Here is a 15,283-nt window from a genome sequence, read left to right on the forward strand (position 1 = left end):
ATGAAAATCGTCGATCTGTCCGTCGCCATCGACAACGAGACGCCCGCCGATCCGCCCGGGCTCGGACCAAAAATTGTCTATTCCGATCATCAGGCCGGCACAGAAGAGGTGATGCGCTTCTTTCCGGGCCTTGACCGGGCAGACTTGCCGGGAGCGGAAGGTTGGGCGGTGGAGCAACTGACGCTGACGGCGCATGCAGGCACGCATCTCGACGCGCCCTGGCACTTCGCCTCGACCATGAATGGTGGCGAGCGCGCCTGGACGATCGACGAAGTTCCGCTGGATTGGTGCATCCGCCCCGGCGTCAAGCTCGATCTTCGTCATCTGCCGGATGGTCATGTCGCCACCGCCGACGAAATCCGCGCCGCCGTCGAAGCAACTGGCGCTCCCCTAAAAGCCTCTGACATCGTCCTCGTCAACACCTCCGCCGGCGCAGCCTACGGGCGGCCGGATTATATCGGCCGGGGCTGCGGCATCGGCCGTGAAGCGACCCTCTGGCTTTTGTCGCAAGGCGTGCATATCACCGGCACCGACGCGTGGTCCTGGGATGCACCGTTTCCCATCACCGCCAAGCGCTTCGCTGCCACCGGAAACGCCGGTCTGATCTGGGAAGGCCACAAGGCAGGGCGAGACGGCGTCTTTCTGCATATGGAAAAGCTAACTTGTCTCGATCAACTGCCGGCGCGCGGCTTCACAATCTCGTGCCTGCCGGTCAAGATTCGTGGCGGCTCGGCCGGATGGTGCCGGGCGGTGGCAATGTTGACAGAAAATGGAAGCTGATGATCGACGTTAAAGCATCGCAGCCAGATCCTGTCTTTTGGGAACGTCCCATTGGAGCGCGATCTTACGGAGGAAAAATGAAGAAGACGTGCGTCAATGCGACAGAAGCTCTGGCCGGCAAGCTACACGACGGAATGACAATAATGTCCGGGGGCTTTGGGTTATGCGGCATACCCGTCACACTCATTGAGGCTGTCCGCCTGTCCGGCGCCAGGAACCTCACGGTCATTTCGAATAATGCCGGGGTCGACGGTTACGGTTTGGGTACCCTCCTTGAAACGCGACAGGTACGGAAGATGATCTCCTCCTACGTTGGCGAGAACAAGCTCTTTGCCCAGCAGTATCTGGCTGGCGAACTTGAGATCGAGTTCAATCCCCAAGGAACCCTTGCCGAAAGAATCCGCGCTGGCGGTGCGGGGATCCCGGCTTTCTATACGAAAACAGGTGTAGGCACCCTTGTCGCGGAGGGGAAGGAGTGCCGACGTTTTGGCGATGACGATTACATTCTGGAGACCGGGCTTGTGGCTGACGTCGCCCTGATCCACGCATGGAAGTCGGATCACGAAGGCAATTTGATTTACCGCAAGACAGCCCGCAACTTCAATCCGATGATGGCGACTGCGGCCCGCATGACAGTTGCAGAGGTGGAACTTCTGGTGCCCGACGGCAGCTTGGACCCAGACGCTGTCCATACCTCGGGTATTTTCGTGAACAAGATCGTTCATGTGATGGATTTGGAGAAGCGGATCGAGCAGCGCACGGTGCGTTCCCGCGAGATGGAGATCGGTTGACATGCCCTGGACACGTGAACAGATGGCGGCGCGGGCCGCGAAAGAATTGCAAGATGGCTTCTATGCTAACCTTGGCATCGGCATTCCCACATTGGTGGCCAACTTCATTCCCGACGGACTGGAGGTCACCCTCCAGAGCGAAAACGGCATGCTGGGGATGGGGCCTTTTCCTTTTGAGGGAGAGGAAGATGCAGACCTCATCAATGCCGGCAAGCAAACCATTACGGCTCTGCCAAAGACAAGCTTTTTTTCCTCAGCGGATAGCTTCGCCATGATCAGAGGTGGACATATTGACCTTTCGATTCTGGGTGCGATGCAAGTGTCTCAAAGTGGCGATCTCGCCAATTGGATGATTCCGGGCAAAATGGTGAAAGGTATGGGCGGAGCCATGGACCTGGTTGCTGGGGTCAAGCGTGTTGTCGTCGTCATGGAACATGAAGCCAAGGGAAAGTCTAAGCTTCTCAAGGAATGCACTCTTCCGTTGACCGGCCACCGGGTTATCGATCTCGTCATCACTGACCTCGCCGTTTTCGAAGTCGCGAGGAGGGGGCCGCCCAAGATGGCGCTCGTCGAGATTGCCGAAGGGGTCACCCTTGCGGAAATCAGAAGCAAGACCGAGGCAGAGTTCGAGGTCCAGTTGCATACGGACCGGCCGGTGCCCTGCGCCGAGCCTTCGTGGGTTGCGTAACGTTCGTCGGCAAGCTTAGAACGGCGCATTTGCGAACCTCGCTGCCGGTAATCTCGGGCAACTGCTATCGTCAGCGCGGTGGATCGTGCCGGTGTCATCTCCGCCGATGTGCACGAACTTCTCCTTGGCCAGGTCCTGGCGGCAGGGGAGGGACGGAACCCAGTGCGCCGCGCGGCAAAAGATGTCCGAATGCCAGACGAGGCCAACGGCGAGCCGGATGCCACGATCGTCACCCATTCTCTTGCTGAAACTGAACAGGCGCTCAGCGGCCACGCTTGGCGGGACGACCGGGAGTATTCCGCTTATGCCGAGTGCGTGTCGGCCATCAAGCACCATCTGCGCAACTGCACCAAGAGCTTCTATATGCAAGCGCAGCGGTGTCGATCTGAATCATTGTTTGAAACCGGCGAGGGCATCGGTGAGGTAGCCTTGCGGGAGCATGACGTCGATGACGATGGAAAGCTCGGGCTCAAGCCCGGCGGAAAAAGCTCCTGGCCTTCGCCTCCGATCGATCGGCGTCGTCGACCAGCTGCCGGGCATCTTTGAGCAGGTTGGCACCCTGGGGTGTCAACTGCGGGAAGCGACCGACACGCTCAAACAATGGCACGCCTAACTGTTCCTCCAGATTGGAGATCGACTGGCTGACCATCGACTGCGCTCACCCAGAACACGTCCTGCAGCTGTGCAGGCTGCCTTGACCGGCGGCGGCGATCAAGGTGCGCAAGTTCAAGCTATCGAGAGAAACGCCGTCAAACAATTTCTGGCTATCTAGCGCTAGACATTCGTGTAGCACAATTTCATCGCCAACTCGAAGAATGTCCCTCACATTCCTAAAAGCGATAATCCGAGATGCGTTAATATCGCTTTTTCTTGCGATTGGGTTTTGTCATTCTTTCCCCATAATTATAGACGGGGAACAAACCGATGCAAACCGCCACAGTCTCACAGCGTCTGGATAGGCTGCCAATTCTGCCCTTCCATAAAAGAATTCTGATGCTCGTCGGAGCCGGCCTCTTTTTCGATGCCTTCGACATCTATCTCGCGAACTCCGTCCTCGGCGCCCTCGTTCAGGATGGATGGTCGACGGTCGACAAGAACGCCGCATTTCTTTCGGCCACCGCATTCGGCATGCTCTTAGGCTCTGTCATGGCCGGCATCCTCGGTGACCGTTACGGTCGCAAGTTTACCTACCAGTTCAATCTTCTGGTTTTTGGTCTGTCGTCGATCGCCTGCGCATTCATGCCGACGATGGAATGGCTTATCGGAGCGCGCTTCGTGACCGGTATCGGTCTGGGTGCAGAGCTTGTTATCGGTTATGGACTGTTGAGCGAATTTGTACCGCCAAGCCATCGCGGTCGCTGGGCTGCATTGCTCTCCTGCATCGCTCAATTCGGCCTCTTTGCTGCGACGCTGACAAGCTGGATCGTCATCCCATCACTTGGCTGGCGGGCGATGTTCATCATCGCCGGCGTAGGTGGGCTCATCGTCTTCATTGCCCGCAAGAATATTCCCGAGTCTCCACGTTGGTTGGAACGGAACGGCAAGCAGGCGGAAGCCGATGCGATCGTCACCAAGATCGAATCCGAAACAAGTGTCGGAAAACTTGCCCCTATCGCTCCTTCCCAGGAAGCAGCCTCCCTCGGTAAGATCAATCCTCTCGCAGCCCGTTTCCACAAGCCGCTAGCGATTGGCGCCGTGACGCAAATCGTACAGAGCGCTGCCATCTATGGCTTCATCGCTCTTCTTCCCACCTTCCTTGCCAAGCAAGGCATTCCGATCAACAAGTCGCTCGGTCAGTCCGTTCTCATGACCTTTGGCGGTCCTGCCGGTGCGCTTGCCGCCTATTTCTTGACGGACCGCATTGGTCGCAAGCCCGCGATCATCGGAGCTTCGGTTCTTGGTGCCATCATCGGTCCATGCTTCGCCCTGGTACAATCGCAGGAGATCGCTACCGCACTCGGCTTCCTGATGTTCGGCTTGGTGTACTTCCTCGTCTCTGTCATCCAGGCTGGATATCTGCCGGAACTATTCCCGACAGAAGTGCGCATGCGCCTGACCAGCTGGGCAGTCATCGCGGGCCGCCTGACCTCGATCGGCATTCCCTTTGTGTCGGTCTATCTCGTCCAGTCTGGTGGTCTGTTGGCAGTCGTTGGCACGGTGGCGGTGCTGCTTGTCGTCCAAGCCGTAATGATCGCAACGCTTGCCGTGGAAACCAACCGTAAAAGCCTCGAAGAAATTGAGGCCGATACGCTGGATGGTTCGTCAACGGCGCCCGCTGCCCACCGTAAAGCCATCTGACAGATATTTAAATGAAGGCGTCGTTATGCACGCGGCGCCTTTTTGACAGGTGATGAAATGAACGTTGAACAGATTAGAGCCCTTATCAAGGCGTTGGACGAAGCTGCCGTTTCCGAATTGGAATACAGCGAGGGAAACGTTCGCCTGAGGATTGTGAAGCAGGCAGCTTCCAATACAAACGGATACGCGTCGGCAGAGAGTTACACGACCGCGGCCGCGCAAGAGGTAGAATCTGTTCCGCCCAACACCCCTTCTCGCAGCAACAATAACATGGTGGAAGCGCCGTTGCCTGGCGTATTCTATCGCTCTGCAAGCCCCGGCGAGCCGCCATTCGTGGAGGCGGGTGCCAAGGTTACCCAAGGTCAGACATTGGCGTTGATTGAGGCAATGAAGATGTTGACGCCCGTGAAGGCGACTGAAGACGGCGACGTTTCCGCTGTCCTTGTGGAAAATGGTGTCTCGGTTGAAGCTGGCGCCGCATTGTTTGAAATCGCATCGTGACCGTTCTTCCGGTTAGGGAATAAGGCTAATGCTGAAGAGGGTTCTTATCGCGAACCGAGGTGAGATTGCCGTTCGCATTCAACGCGCATGCCGGGTTCTGGGCATCGAGTCCGTCCAGATTTTTTCCGATGCGGATCGAGATGCGCCTTACGCGAAGAGCGCGAGTCTGAGCCTCTGCATCGGCCCGGCGCCGGCAAGGGATAGCTATCTCAACATCGCGAAAATACTACAGGCCGCCGAACTCATTGGGGCAGATGCTGTCCATCCCGGCTATGGGTTCCTTTCGGAGAACGCGGCCTTTTCGAAAGCCGTGGAGGAGGCTGGTCTGGCCTTCATCGGCCCCAAAGCTGCCTCGATCGAAACCATGGGCGATAAGATCGCGGCCAAGCGGGCGATGAAGGCGGCTGGTGTTCCTTGCGTCCCCGGCGGCGACGAAGCACTGCCGGACGATATGATCCGTTGTGCTCACATAGCAGATGAGATCGGGTATCCGGTTATAATCAAGGCAGCTGGTGGCGGTGGTGGACGCGGTATGCGGATCGTCCGATCCGCCAACGAACTCGCTGAAGCCATCGTCACCACGCGAGAAGAAGCGGGACGCGCATTCGGCAATCCCGCCGTCTACATGGAGAAATTTCTCCAAGCCCCGCGCCATGTGGAAATTCAGGTGCTGGCGGACAATCACGGCAATGCTGTCTGGCTTGGCGAGCGCGATTGCTCATTACAGCGCCGTCACCAGAAGGTCGTCGAAGAAGCTCCCGCACCGGGCATTTCGCGCAATTTGATCGCCGAAGTCGGCGAGCGCTGCGCAGCCGCCTGCCGTAGCATCGGCTACTCCGGGGCAGGGACCTTTGAGTTTCTTTACGAAAACGGAGCTTTCTACTTCATCGAGATGAACACCCGCGTTCAGGTGGAGCATCCGGTAACGGAAGCCGTCACGGGCATCGATATCGTCGCCTGGCAAATCCGTATCGCCGGCGGCGAGCGCCTCGGCTTCGAACAAAAGGACATCGCTCGGCAGGGACATGCGATCGAATGCAGGATCAATGCGGAAGATCCCTACACTTTCCGCCCCAGTCCCGGCCGTATCCAGCGCTGGCATGCGCCAGGCGGGCCAGGCATCCGTGTGGATACCCATGTGGAAAGCGGTTACGTCGTGCCGCCGCATTACGACAGCATGATCGGAAAGATCATTGCCCATGGTGAAAGTCGTGACGAGGCGATTGCGCGCATGAAGGCAGCACTCGGGGAGGCCGTTCTTGACGGCATCACGTGCAACATCCCGCTGCATCGTGATATCATGGCCAACCCGGATTTCGTCGCCGGCAATCTCGGTATCCATCACCTCGAACATTGGCTGGAGACGCGCCGCCATGACGATTGAGCCCCTCAAGCTGAGCTGGATGGGCGAGCAGGCCATTCTCTGCGACACTGGACACGCAGCGATCGATCTCAAACTGCAGGAACGGTTCTGGGCGCTTGCCGAGCAACTGAAGGGCCGCGCTTTCGTGCGGGAAGTCGTGCCCGGCATGAACAACCTGCTCGTCATGATCGATCCAGCCGCTATCGGTGAGGCTGAGGCGTTGAAGGATATCGAGACCTGCTGGAACGGGCTTCGTGTGTATAGCGTCGCTGGTCGGGAGATCGAGGTGCCGGTGTATTACGGCGGAGAGCATGGGATCGACCTTGGCCATGTTGCCGAGGTCGTCGGACTTTCGCCGGAGGACTATGTCCGCCGGCACAGCGAAGGCCGCTACACGGTATTCAACCTCGGCAGCCAACCGGGTTTCGGCTATTTGGCGGGCCTTGATCTGTCACTTGCCGTGCCGCGCCGCAAAATGCCGCGGACGCGGGTGGAAGCAGGGTCAGTCGTGATCGGCGGCGCGCAGGCGGGGGTCATTTCCAAGACGTCGCCTTCCGGCTGGCACATAATCGGCAAGACGGATCTGAGATTTTTCGATCCTGCCGCTTCGTCCCCGGCGCTTCTGGCACCGGGTGACGTCATCCGCTTTTGCATTGAGAGTTTGAAACCATGATCGAGATCGTCACACCCGGCCCGCTGGCGACGGTCCAGGACCTTGGTCGCCATGGTTATTATGATATCGGCGTCGGCTTTTGTGGCGCCATGGATCCGCTCGCGCTTATCATCGCCAATCGGCTGGTCGACAATGACGACGGAGCGGCTGCGATCGAATTCACGATCGGCTCATTCGAAATCCGCTTCGAGCATGATACCGTCTTCGCTTTGGCCGGCGCCGATTGTGCCGTAAAGCTGGACGCTGTCGAAATTCCACCCTTCTGGTCTGCTCACGCCAAGGCGGGTCAGGTCCTCAAGGCAACCGCTCCGCGGCATGGCATGCGAACCTACCTCGCGATCGCCGGCGGACTTGCCGTGGAGCCGGTTCTCGGCTCTCGCAGCACTGACATGAAGGGGGGATTTGGTGGTCTTGGCGGACGTGCCCTTCAAGCTGGAGACCGGCTACCGCTCACGACGCCGGCTACCTTGCCGATGGCTTCGGATTTCGGCCTCGATCCGCGCGCGCTCTCATCCTTCTACCAGGCCGGCTATCCTGACGAAGTTTCCGTGCGCTTTCTCGCTGCGGCCGAATACTCCTCCTTCGAGGACACGGCGCTCGATATGTTTAAAGACGAGGCCTGGACCATCCAACCGGATAGCAACCGTATCGGTTATCGTCTGGCTGGACCGGTCCTGGACCTGAAAGCCAAGCTGGAACTGCGCTCACACGGCATCATGCCTGGTACGATCCAGGTGCCACCGTCGGGCCAACCCGTCATCCAGCTCAGTGATGCCAATACCTGCGGCGGATACCCGAAGCTCGGCGTTGTGATTACGGCTGATCTCTGGCGCTTGGGCCAGGCAAGGCTGGGCGGCAGGCTGCGCTTTGTCGAGGTCTCCCGCCAAGAGGCAATCGGGGCACTTTACGACCGGAATGCGTGCATGTCGGCGGTGTTTTCACAAATCGGCAAGAGCAGGAAGGCATTGTAATGGCTAATGGCAAGGAATTGAAGTTGCTTCATAAGGCCGAGCTTGTTTCACTTGCTCGCTATGCGTCAGAACACGGCGTCTCCGAGCTGGAGTGGTGCGATGGTGAGGCGAGGATATTGCTGAAGCTCAAGCTTGGCCGCAGCAAGTTCAGAGCCGCTTCCGCTATCGAGGCTCAACCCGAGCAGCCCCGCCCGGAAGCAGTCCGAGCTCCGAGTTTCGGCGAATTTCACCAGCCGGAAAACCTGTTGATAGGCGATGGAACGGTGGTGAATGAGGGGCAAATTCTGGCCTTTGTGCGCCTCGGACCAGTTATGAAGGCCGTTCGTGCCCCACGGCGCGGAACTCTAAAAAGCTGCGGATACCGCGAGAAGGCACTGGTCGGTTATGGCGACGTGGTTTTTCAGATCACTCCACAACAAGGTAGTGCGCGATGAAGATCGATATCAATTCCGACCTCGGTGAAGGTTTCGGCATCTACAGCGCTGCCGACGACGAGAGCATTCTGTCTCTGGTGTCCTCCGCCAATGTGGCTTGTGGCTATCACGCTGGCGATCCGGTGGTCATGGATCGCACCGTGCAGTTGGCGCTAAAGAACAATGTCGATGTCGGCGCGCACGTCGGCTATCCCGATCGGCAGGGCTTCGGCCGCCGAAACATGGCGTTCTCGCCGCGCGAGCTTGAATTGATGACGCTCTATCAGCTCGGCGCGTTGACAGCCGTCGCGGATGCCGCCGGGCATCGGCTTACCCACGCCAATTTCCACGGTGCGCTCGGCAATCTTTCCTTCGTGGATGCCGATGTCGCAGATGCGTTGCTCAAAGCCGTCCGGACCTTCAATCGCGACCTCATTTTCGTGGCCTTGCCGAATACGGAAGCGGAAAAGGCAGCCCGAAACCACGGATTGAACGTTGTAAATTCGTTCTTGGCCGACCGGGCCTATGACGAGCGGGGCCTGCTTGTCTCTCGTGGGAAGCAGGGCTCGATCGTAAAAGACCCGGTGAAGATCCGCGAGCGGATCATCCGCCTGTTACAGGATGGGACGGTGGTGACCGTGGATGGGCAGGAGATCGAGATGTCTGTCCAGTCGATCCTCGTCCACAGCGATACGCCGGGCGCCGTACAGCTTGGCGAAACCATACGTTCAGCCGTTCTGGAAGCGGGTGCCGAGATCGTCTCCCTGTCCCGGCTTTGACTATGCGGGCAGGAAGAAGGTTTCGAAATTGCAGCATTGCTCGGCAAAACCGGCAACTGATTTCTTGAAGTCCGAGCTACGGTCTGTTCGATATAGCACGGCATACCGCACGTGCGGCAGCCGGGTCTTCATCGGCAGGCGTCGCAAGCGGCCGTCTTTGACAAGCTTTGCCGTGACTGGTACCGGCAGGTAACTCACCCCAAGGCCTGACACGGTGAAGCCAATCTGTGCCACGAGACTTTCACAGTGAATGGTCTTCGAGGGCGCGACCTCATGGCTCGACAGCCAACGGCCATACACAAGTCCGGTACCTGATCTACTGCCTTGGACAAGCATGGTAAAATTAACCAGCTCAGTCATCGAAAGCTCTTCTTCCCCCTTATAGAGGCTTGGTGCGGCCATCCATGCGTTTTCGACCGCCTTGAGAGGCACGGTGACGCAGCGAGAATCGTTGAAGACGTCGGGAATGACAATCATATCGATCGTGTCGTCCATCAACCGATCGAACAGCGTGGCACTGAGCTCGACTTCAGGCTCGATGCTGACGCGCGGGTATTCGGTCTTGATCATACCAACAAGGCCGGGAAGCCATGTCATTGCCGTGAGCTCGGTGACGCCAATGCGGAAACGCCTCAGGAGGACCTGACTGGAACTGACCCGTTCGACGAATTGATCGCGCTCTTCCAGGAGACGCTTGGCGTAATCGAGTACTTCGGCGCCCTTTTCCGTCAATCTGGCGGTACGCTTGGTACGGTCGAAAATCTCGACGTTGAACTGTTGCTCGAGTTCCTGAACCCTCTTCGAGACGGCGGATTGCGTCGTATTGAGCTTCGCGGCCGCTGCTGCGAAGCTCCCGAGATCGGCTATCCAGTAAATTGCTTCAAGCTGTTTGAAGGTAATCACGCGGGCTGCGTTCCAATCCAGTTAGATAAAGATCGTACACACCTTCACGTATCAGCAAAATCCGTCAATCGTCAAAAATCAAGGTGATGCTGGCGTTCCGTAAGCGCCGGTGTAAGTTCCTTGGCGAATGCTGCGCAGGATGTCTTCTTCTTTTTGCTCCTGCGCATGGACAGCCTTCAGAAGTTCGACAGCAACGGCCTGCGGAAAGGCAACAATGCCGTCCTCGTCTCCCACGACGATATCTCCCGGTTCGATCACAAAGCCGCCGATCGCAACTGGTACGTTGATCTCGCCTGGGCCGTTTTTGTAGGGTCCACGATGGATGGCGGCGCGGGCAAACACCGGAAATTCCGATTTCGCCAAAGCTCCGGCATCGCGGATCGCGCCGTCTATCACCATGCCGGCCGCGCCCCGTGTTTGCGCAATCGTTGCCATGATCTCGCCGATCAGAGCACGGTTGGTTTCGCCGTCACCGTCTACGACGACGACATCGCCAGGACGAACAAGATCGAGCGCCTTGTGGATCAAAAGGTTGTCGCCTGCGGCTACACGAACCGTCAAAGCAGTTCCGGCCATTGTGCCATTGACCTTATGGAAAGGTCGAACACCGATGGCGCCCGGAAGTCGAGCAAGGTTGTCGCTTATAATTGCAGTCGAGGACTTGGCATAGGCTGAGATGAGCTCGGCATCTGCCCGCGGCGCGCTTGGGAGTATCCGGTTTCCGATCATTGAAATTCTTTCTGGATTGAGTACGACACGATGCTGCTCAGCGAAGAGCCTTGACCGCTGCCACAATAGCCTGACTTCCGGACTCGACGACTTGCATGGAGGCTGCGAAGGAAAGCCGAAGATAGGGGGAAACGCCGTAGGCTGACCCGTCCAGAACGGCCACCTTGGCCTGCTCCAGAAGGTAGAGGGAGACATCAAGATCGGTGCGCAATTCCTTACCGGCAGGCGTGCTCCTGCCAATCAAGTTGGCGACAGAGATAAAAAGATAGAAAGCTCCCGAAGGCGCGCGGGGCGAAAGGCCCGGCGCATCCGACAGGATCTCGACCATTCGGTCACGACGGTTACGATACATTGCGGTCGCCTCACGCACGCAAGCCTGATTGCCTTTCAGCGCCGCGACAGCGGCGGCCTGACTGATCGAGCTTGCGCACGTCGTGCTCTGGCTTAACATTTTTACGACCACCTCGATCAGTGCCTTCGGGCCTGCCGCGTAGCCGATGCGCCATCCGGTCATGGCGTAGGCCTTGGACATACCGTTGATGATGATTGCTCGATCAAACAGTGACGGCACGATTTCAATGAGACTCGGCGCGCGTTCATCGTGATAGGAAAGATACTCGTAAATTTCGTCCGTCATCACCCAGACAGAGGGATGGCGCTGCAGCACCTCGCCCAAAGCCGAAAGCTCGTCACGGGAATATATGGCGCCGGACGGATTGTTCGGCGTGTTGAGAACGAGCCATCGGGTCTTTTCGCTAATCGCCGCTTCAAGCGCCTGTGGCGTTAGTTTGAAATCTACCTCTTCGCCACAAATTACGACCACAGGCTTGCCACCGTGCAGAGTCGCTAAGTCGGGGTAGGATACCCAGTAGGGAGCCGGCACTATCACTTCGTCACCTTCGTTGAGCGTCGCCGAAAAGACTTCGAAAATTAATTGTTTGGCGCCGCAGCCAACAGCAATGTTCTCGGGCTTGGCCGGTAACCCTTTTTCGCGGCTGATATGAGTGGCAATAGCGGCGCGGAGAGCTGGCGTCCCGGCAGATGAGGTATAGTGTGTGTCCCCTGCTTTCATCGCAGCAACTGCAGCCTCCACAATATGAGTAGGAGTTGGGATATCCGGCTCACCGATCGTCAGGTCAACGATCTTGTGTCCTTGTGCCTGCAGATCCGAGACCATCTTTTTGGCCGCGATACTGGCCGAAGGCTTCAGCGCAATCGCGCGATTTGATATTTGAAGAGACATTGTGTTTGCCCTGGCTGTCGATGTCTCAAAAAGCTATGGCTTAAGCAAGTTCAAGAAAAGCGATTAATAGTCATGCAATTTAGTTCCTGAAAGGAATATGAGTCGACCAGCCTGACCCTCGGGCGTAGAGCGGAAGTTCACGCCCTTGAAGGCGATGGCCCCTCTTGGCTTCGGCAGGCTGATTGCGACCGCAGGACGCGGTTCGGCCGGTGCATTCAAAATATCGGACAGCCGGTTGATCGAGACCTGCACCTGTTGGACATCCTGCCAGAGCTGCGACAGCCTCAGGATCGACTGAGAAACTTGGCCGGCGATCATGTTGAAGGCGACGCACTGACCGTCAGCTCGCCATCGATGACGGCCTGCGCGCCAAGGACGCGAAGTGCCGCCGAGGTGATCTTGTTGACATACTGGATGGCGTTCTGGCCCTTGGCGGCGAGCATGGTCGCGGCAAAGGAGGCCTGGACATATCGGCGAGCCGCTCCTCCCATTGCGCGGCCACGACCGGCTCGACGGCGGCCGCCTTCATCGTCTGGATGCCGACGACCGTTTCGACCAGCATCTGCTGGCTATAGGCACCGCGTTCGAACTTCTCGTCGATGCGGTCCTTCAAGAGCGGCCGGATCAGAACGCCGATCGCGATATAGACAGGGATCGAGGCAACGACGATCCAGGCAAGCTTCGACGATAGCAAACAGCACTGCGATGAAGACGATGGCGAAGATGAGGTCGAGGCCGGAGAACAGCCCTTGGCCGGTCAGGAAGCTGCGGATCGTTTCCAACTCTGTCCCGTCGCTCTCGTCTCGAAATAGCTGAGCGGCAGATTGAGGAGAGGTTCGATATCGTCGCGACCGCCCAGGGCAAGCTGCAGCCCACAGGGCGGGTGAAGTCATTCAGTTGCTGGAAACGGGCAAGACCGCCGCGATCCCCGACGCCAACGGATCGAAGGTCAAGGCCGGCGATGTCGTCGTTGAACTGGATCCGACGGAGACCAGGGCAGAAGTCGATGCGCTGCTTGCGAGCCTGAGGTCTCTGCGAGCCGAAGTCATCCGGCGAACCGCCGCGAGCGCGCAAGTCGCGGCGTGGCAGCGTGGCGGCCTCTGGACGAGTTCGTGGACGATCTCGACGCCTCTTGCTTTCGACAAGGATATCCCTCTGTCTATCAGAACACGGGAGGAAGCGCAGTTCCAGTCATCGCTGGAACAACTGGCCTCGTCGCTTGCCAATCTTTCCTCGCAAAGAGAACAGCAACTCGCACCGCTAATCGCATGGTCGCCGCCCGGAAAAACCTGATCGCGACGATGGATGATCGCGTGGCGATGCGATCCCAGCTGATGGAATCGAGCGCCGTCCTGCGCGTCGGCGCCATCGATGCGATGGAAGCCAAGCAGCCCGCAGAGGCGGATCTCGCCGAGCAGATCGGTCAGGCCGATGACGCGGCTGCTGCCCTTGCGGTTGCGACGAGCGAAGGCGAGAAGGCGATCAAGACCTTCATTGCGGAGAATGTCGAAAAGCAGACGGAGGCGGAGCGGAAGATCGACGAACAGGAGCAGCAGCTCATTCGGGCACAGAAGAAGCTGGACGCCATGACGATCAAAAGCCCATCAACGGGACGGTGCAGACATCTGCCATTACGACCGTTGGCCAGGTTGTGATGGCGGGCTCGGAGCTGATGCGGATCGTGCCGGAGAATGCAGTGCTGGAGATCGAGGCTTATCTGCCGAACCAGGACATCGGCTTCGTCGCGCCGGGTCAGCCAGCGGTGATCAAGGTTCAGGCTTTCCCGGCGGTGAGGCCTGACGTTTAAACGTTAAATCCCAGGATAGACGTACCTACCTTCAAATCCTCGGCGGCGGCGGACGCCGAACGACGGGTCTCCGGTTCCATTCCCTTCAAGAGTAGTGGATTATTTTCCGCCGTCGGCACACTGCTTTTCCCGAGTCCTACTCATAAACTCAACTCGTTTTGCCGCCGCGGATCTATGAAGTCGTCGTCGTCGAAAACTTATCGCGCGCGCTCTGGATGCAAGGTCCAAATGAAATTTGGCAATATTGGCTTCATAGTGAAGCTTGCTGCGAGCGGCGGGGTCTGATGGGCAGCCAACGATTGTTCGTACGACATTTCAGATTATTGGGAGAGCCTTGTGACGTAGGCTGCCAGCTCCGCTCTGTTTGAGCAGCCAATCTTCTCAAGACAACGACTTAAGTGCGTACGCACGGTCGCAAAGCCGATATTGAGAACGCGCCCGATATCCTTATCGGAGCAGCCGCGAGAGACGAGGAGTGCAACGTCGCGCTCGCGTTCGGTGAGCACGGACAGTGTTATGTCCGGCGATGCCGAGAGTGCGCGTGTGAGCAGTGGCGAGAGCACTTTTAGAAGGCCGATTTCCCGATCGGCGAAATCCGGCTGGCGTTTGGTTCGCCAGATGCGCAGATCCGCGAGTTCCCGACCACCGGCCTTGAGGAACAAATTGATTCCGTGGTCCAAGCCGTCCTTCATCAGGAAGTCGTTGAAGAACTCGGTCTTACGCAAATCCGATCTGCAAATGACCTCATCCACATATGCTGGGCGCCAGAGGCTGCGCAACTGGCGGGTCATCGGATCGCGATACTGATACCAGCTGCGATATGCCTTAATATTGTCGTGGGACTGATTGATGACAAAGGGATCATTATAGGAGTTTGACTTCGGGTTCCATATGAAGGAAGCCAGGACCTCCGACCGCATCAGGCGCAGTATGTCGGGAAAAATCGTTTCCCTGATCTCAACCGATCCAGGGCTGGTTAGCCTGCTGACAATATCGGCGAAGAGGCTTGTCTCTTCGAACGTCAAATCGTAGACGGTCCCGGTCATAATAAGCCCAGTTATTGGCGGGATCTTTGTCCCGACTTGTTCCCTTATGGGGAAGGGAAACAAATAAGATACCAAAAGCAAGAATATTCAGATGTCGCCCCTGAGATCGGGCGGCCGCTAAGCTTCCGCGGTATGTCCTTGGACGGCATTTGACCTGTGATCTTACCAACAAAATTGCTGATGGTGGCGAACGCGCATTCTGACTAGGGTCAGGACTCGTTGATCAGAGCCAGAAGATAACGGTTGCAGCGAGAGAGATGGCGGAAAGAAAAGCCATTGGGCACCTGTCATAGCGCGT

General features: G+C 57.8%; 18 protein-coding genes and 3 pseudogenes. 15 read left to right on the forward strand and 6 right to left on the reverse strand.

Going from position 1 to position 15,283, the window contains the following annotated elements:
* The 12 genes and pseudogenes from FHT28_RS30165 (at window position 1) to FHT28_RS30220 (ending at window position 9,257) form a co-directional block, all read left to right on the forward strand.
* Window positions 1-780 carry a cyclase family protein gene (locus FHT28_RS30165; RefSeq protein WP_112342169.1) on the forward strand — a complete coding sequence of 260 codons (780 nt, stop codon included), beginning with the start codon at window positions 1-3 and terminating at the stop codon, window positions 778-780.
* Window positions 781-857: 77 nt separating this feature from the next.
* Window positions 858-1,571, forward strand: a complete 714-nt coding sequence (locus tag FHT28_RS30170) for a CoA transferase subunit A (RefSeq protein WP_145646302.1) — start codon at window positions 858-860, stop codon at window positions 1,569-1,571.
* Window position 1,572: 1 nt separating this feature from the next.
* A complete protein-coding gene (locus FHT28_RS30175) occupies window positions 1,573-2,259 on the forward strand; it encodes a 3-oxoacid CoA-transferase subunit B (RefSeq protein WP_112342167.1) in 687 nt (228 codons plus the stop codon).
* Window positions 2,252-2,436 (forward strand): annotated as a pseudogene (locus FHT28_RS36470) (hypothetical protein); the annotation flags it as partial. The gene FHT28_RS30175 and the pseudogene FHT28_RS36470, both read left to right, overlap by 8 nt.
* 12 nt (window positions 2,437-2,448) lie before the next feature.
* The gene (locus FHT28_RS30180) at window positions 2,449-2,805 is read left to right on the forward strand and encodes a hypothetical protein (protein ID WP_168598177.1); all 357 of its coding nucleotides are present in this window, start codon (window positions 2,449-2,451) and stop codon (window positions 2,803-2,805) included.
* 378 nt (window positions 2,806-3,183) lie between these two features.
* Window positions 3,184-4,557, forward strand: a complete 1,374-nt coding sequence (locus tag FHT28_RS30190; RefSeq protein WP_145646303.1) for an MFS transporter — start codon at window positions 3,184-3,186, stop codon at window positions 4,555-4,557.
* Between the two features lie 57 nt (window positions 4,558-4,614).
* Window positions 4,615-5,058 (forward strand): biotin/lipoyl-containing protein, encoded by a 444-nt coding sequence (locus FHT28_RS30195; protein WP_145646304.1) that lies wholly within the window; start codon window positions 4,615-4,617, stop codon window positions 5,056-5,058.
* Between the two features lie 28 nt (window positions 5,059-5,086).
* Window positions 5,087-6,442 (forward strand): acetyl-CoA carboxylase biotin carboxylase subunit, encoded by a 1,356-nt coding sequence (gene accC / locus FHT28_RS30200; RefSeq protein ID WP_145646305.1) that lies wholly within the window; start codon window positions 5,087-5,089, stop codon window positions 6,440-6,442.
* Window positions 6,432-7,094 (forward strand): 5-oxoprolinase subunit PxpB, encoded by a 663-nt coding sequence (gene pxpB / locus FHT28_RS30205; RefSeq protein ID WP_145646306.1) that lies wholly within the window; start codon window positions 6,432-6,434, stop codon window positions 7,092-7,094. The genes accC and pxpB overlap by 11 nt, the downstream gene beginning before the upstream one ends.
* The gene (locus FHT28_RS30210; protein WP_145646307.1) at window positions 7,091-8,065 is read left to right on the forward strand and encodes a biotin-dependent carboxyltransferase family protein; all 975 of its coding nucleotides are present in this window, start codon (window positions 7,091-7,093) and stop codon (window positions 8,063-8,065) included. The genes pxpB and FHT28_RS30210 overlap by 4 nt, the downstream gene beginning before the upstream one ends.
* Complete coding sequence (locus tag FHT28_RS30215; protein WP_145646308.1) at window positions 8,065-8,499, forward strand: biotin/lipoyl-containing protein; 435 nt, start codon at window positions 8,065-8,067, stop codon at window positions 8,497-8,499. Before FHT28_RS30210 ends, FHT28_RS30215 begins: the two co-directional genes overlap by 1 nt.
* Entirely contained in the window at window positions 8,496-9,257 is a 762-nt protein-coding gene (locus FHT28_RS30220) for a 5-oxoprolinase subunit PxpA (RefSeq protein WP_145646309.1), read from the forward strand. The genes FHT28_RS30215 and FHT28_RS30220 overlap by 4 nt, the downstream gene beginning before the upstream one ends.
* Here the strand turns inward: FHT28_RS30220 and FHT28_RS30225 are convergent, their stop codons facing one another.
* From FHT28_RS30225 to FHT28_RS30240, 4 genes and pseudogenes are all read right to left on the reverse strand, one after another.
* Complete coding sequence (locus FHT28_RS30225; protein ID WP_112342157.1) at window positions 9,258-10,160, reverse strand: LysR family transcriptional regulator; 903 nt, start codon at window positions 10,158-10,160, stop codon at window positions 9,258-9,260.
* A gap of 78 nt (window positions 10,161-10,238) precedes the next feature.
* Entirely contained in the window at window positions 10,239-10,889 is a 651-nt protein-coding gene (locus FHT28_RS30230) for an RraA family protein (RefSeq protein ID WP_145646310.1), read from the reverse strand.
* A 37-nt stretch (window positions 10,890-10,926) separates the two neighbouring features.
* Window positions 10,927-12,132 carry an aminotransferase class I/II-fold pyridoxal phosphate-dependent enzyme gene (locus FHT28_RS30235; RefSeq protein ID WP_145646311.1) on the reverse strand — a complete coding sequence of 402 codons (1,206 nt, stop codon included), beginning with the start codon at window positions 12,130-12,132 and terminating at the stop codon, window positions 10,927-10,929.
* 129 nt (window positions 12,133-12,261) lie between these two features.
* Window positions 12,262-12,964 (reverse strand): annotated as a pseudogene (locus FHT28_RS30240) (ABC transporter transmembrane domain-containing protein); the annotation flags it as partial.
* A 65-nt stretch (window positions 12,965-13,029) separates the two neighbouring features.
* Here FHT28_RS30240 and FHT28_RS36480 point away from each other — a divergent pair.
* Genes FHT28_RS36480 through FHT28_RS36490 form a run of 3 tightly spaced genes read left to right on the forward strand, consistent with a single transcriptional unit; the run spans window position 13,030 to window position 13,939 of the window.
* Window positions 13,030-13,425 carry an HlyD family secretion protein gene (locus FHT28_RS36480; RefSeq protein ID WP_246704986.1) on the forward strand — a complete coding sequence of 132 codons (396 nt, stop codon included), beginning with the start codon at window positions 13,030-13,032 and terminating at the stop codon, window positions 13,423-13,425.
* 20 nt (window positions 13,426-13,445) lie between these two features.
* Window positions 13,446-13,787, forward strand: coding sequence for a hypothetical protein (locus FHT28_RS36485; RefSeq protein ID WP_246704987.1), 342 nt, complete (start codon window positions 13,446-13,448; stop codon window positions 13,785-13,787).
* The gene (locus FHT28_RS36490; protein ID WP_246704988.1) at window positions 13,787-13,939 is read left to right on the forward strand and encodes an HlyD family efflux transporter periplasmic adaptor subunit; all 153 of its coding nucleotides are present in this window, start codon (window positions 13,787-13,789) and stop codon (window positions 13,937-13,939) included. The genes FHT28_RS36485 and FHT28_RS36490 overlap by 1 nt, the downstream gene beginning before the upstream one ends.
* Window positions 13,940-14,259: 320 nt before the next feature.
* On the opposite strand, the gene FHT28_RS30250 is transcribed toward FHT28_RS36490, so the two are convergent.
* Together FHT28_RS30250 and FHT28_RS35940 are read right to left on the reverse strand one after the other, a co-directional pair.
* The gene (locus FHT28_RS30250) at window positions 14,260-14,985 is read right to left on the reverse strand and encodes a LuxR C-terminal-related transcriptional regulator (RefSeq protein ID WP_168598193.1); all 726 of its coding nucleotides are present in this window, start codon (window positions 14,983-14,985) and stop codon (window positions 14,260-14,262) included.
* A gap of 223 nt (window positions 14,986-15,208) precedes the next feature.
* Window positions 15,209-15,283: pseudogene (locus tag FHT28_RS35940) on the reverse strand (transposase); the annotation flags it as partial.

It is taken from the genome of Rhizobium sp. SG570 (assembly GCF_012275345.1).
GTDB classification, from domain to species: Bacteria; Pseudomonadota; Alphaproteobacteria; order Rhizobiales; family Rhizobiaceae; genus Rhizobium; species Rhizobium lusitanum.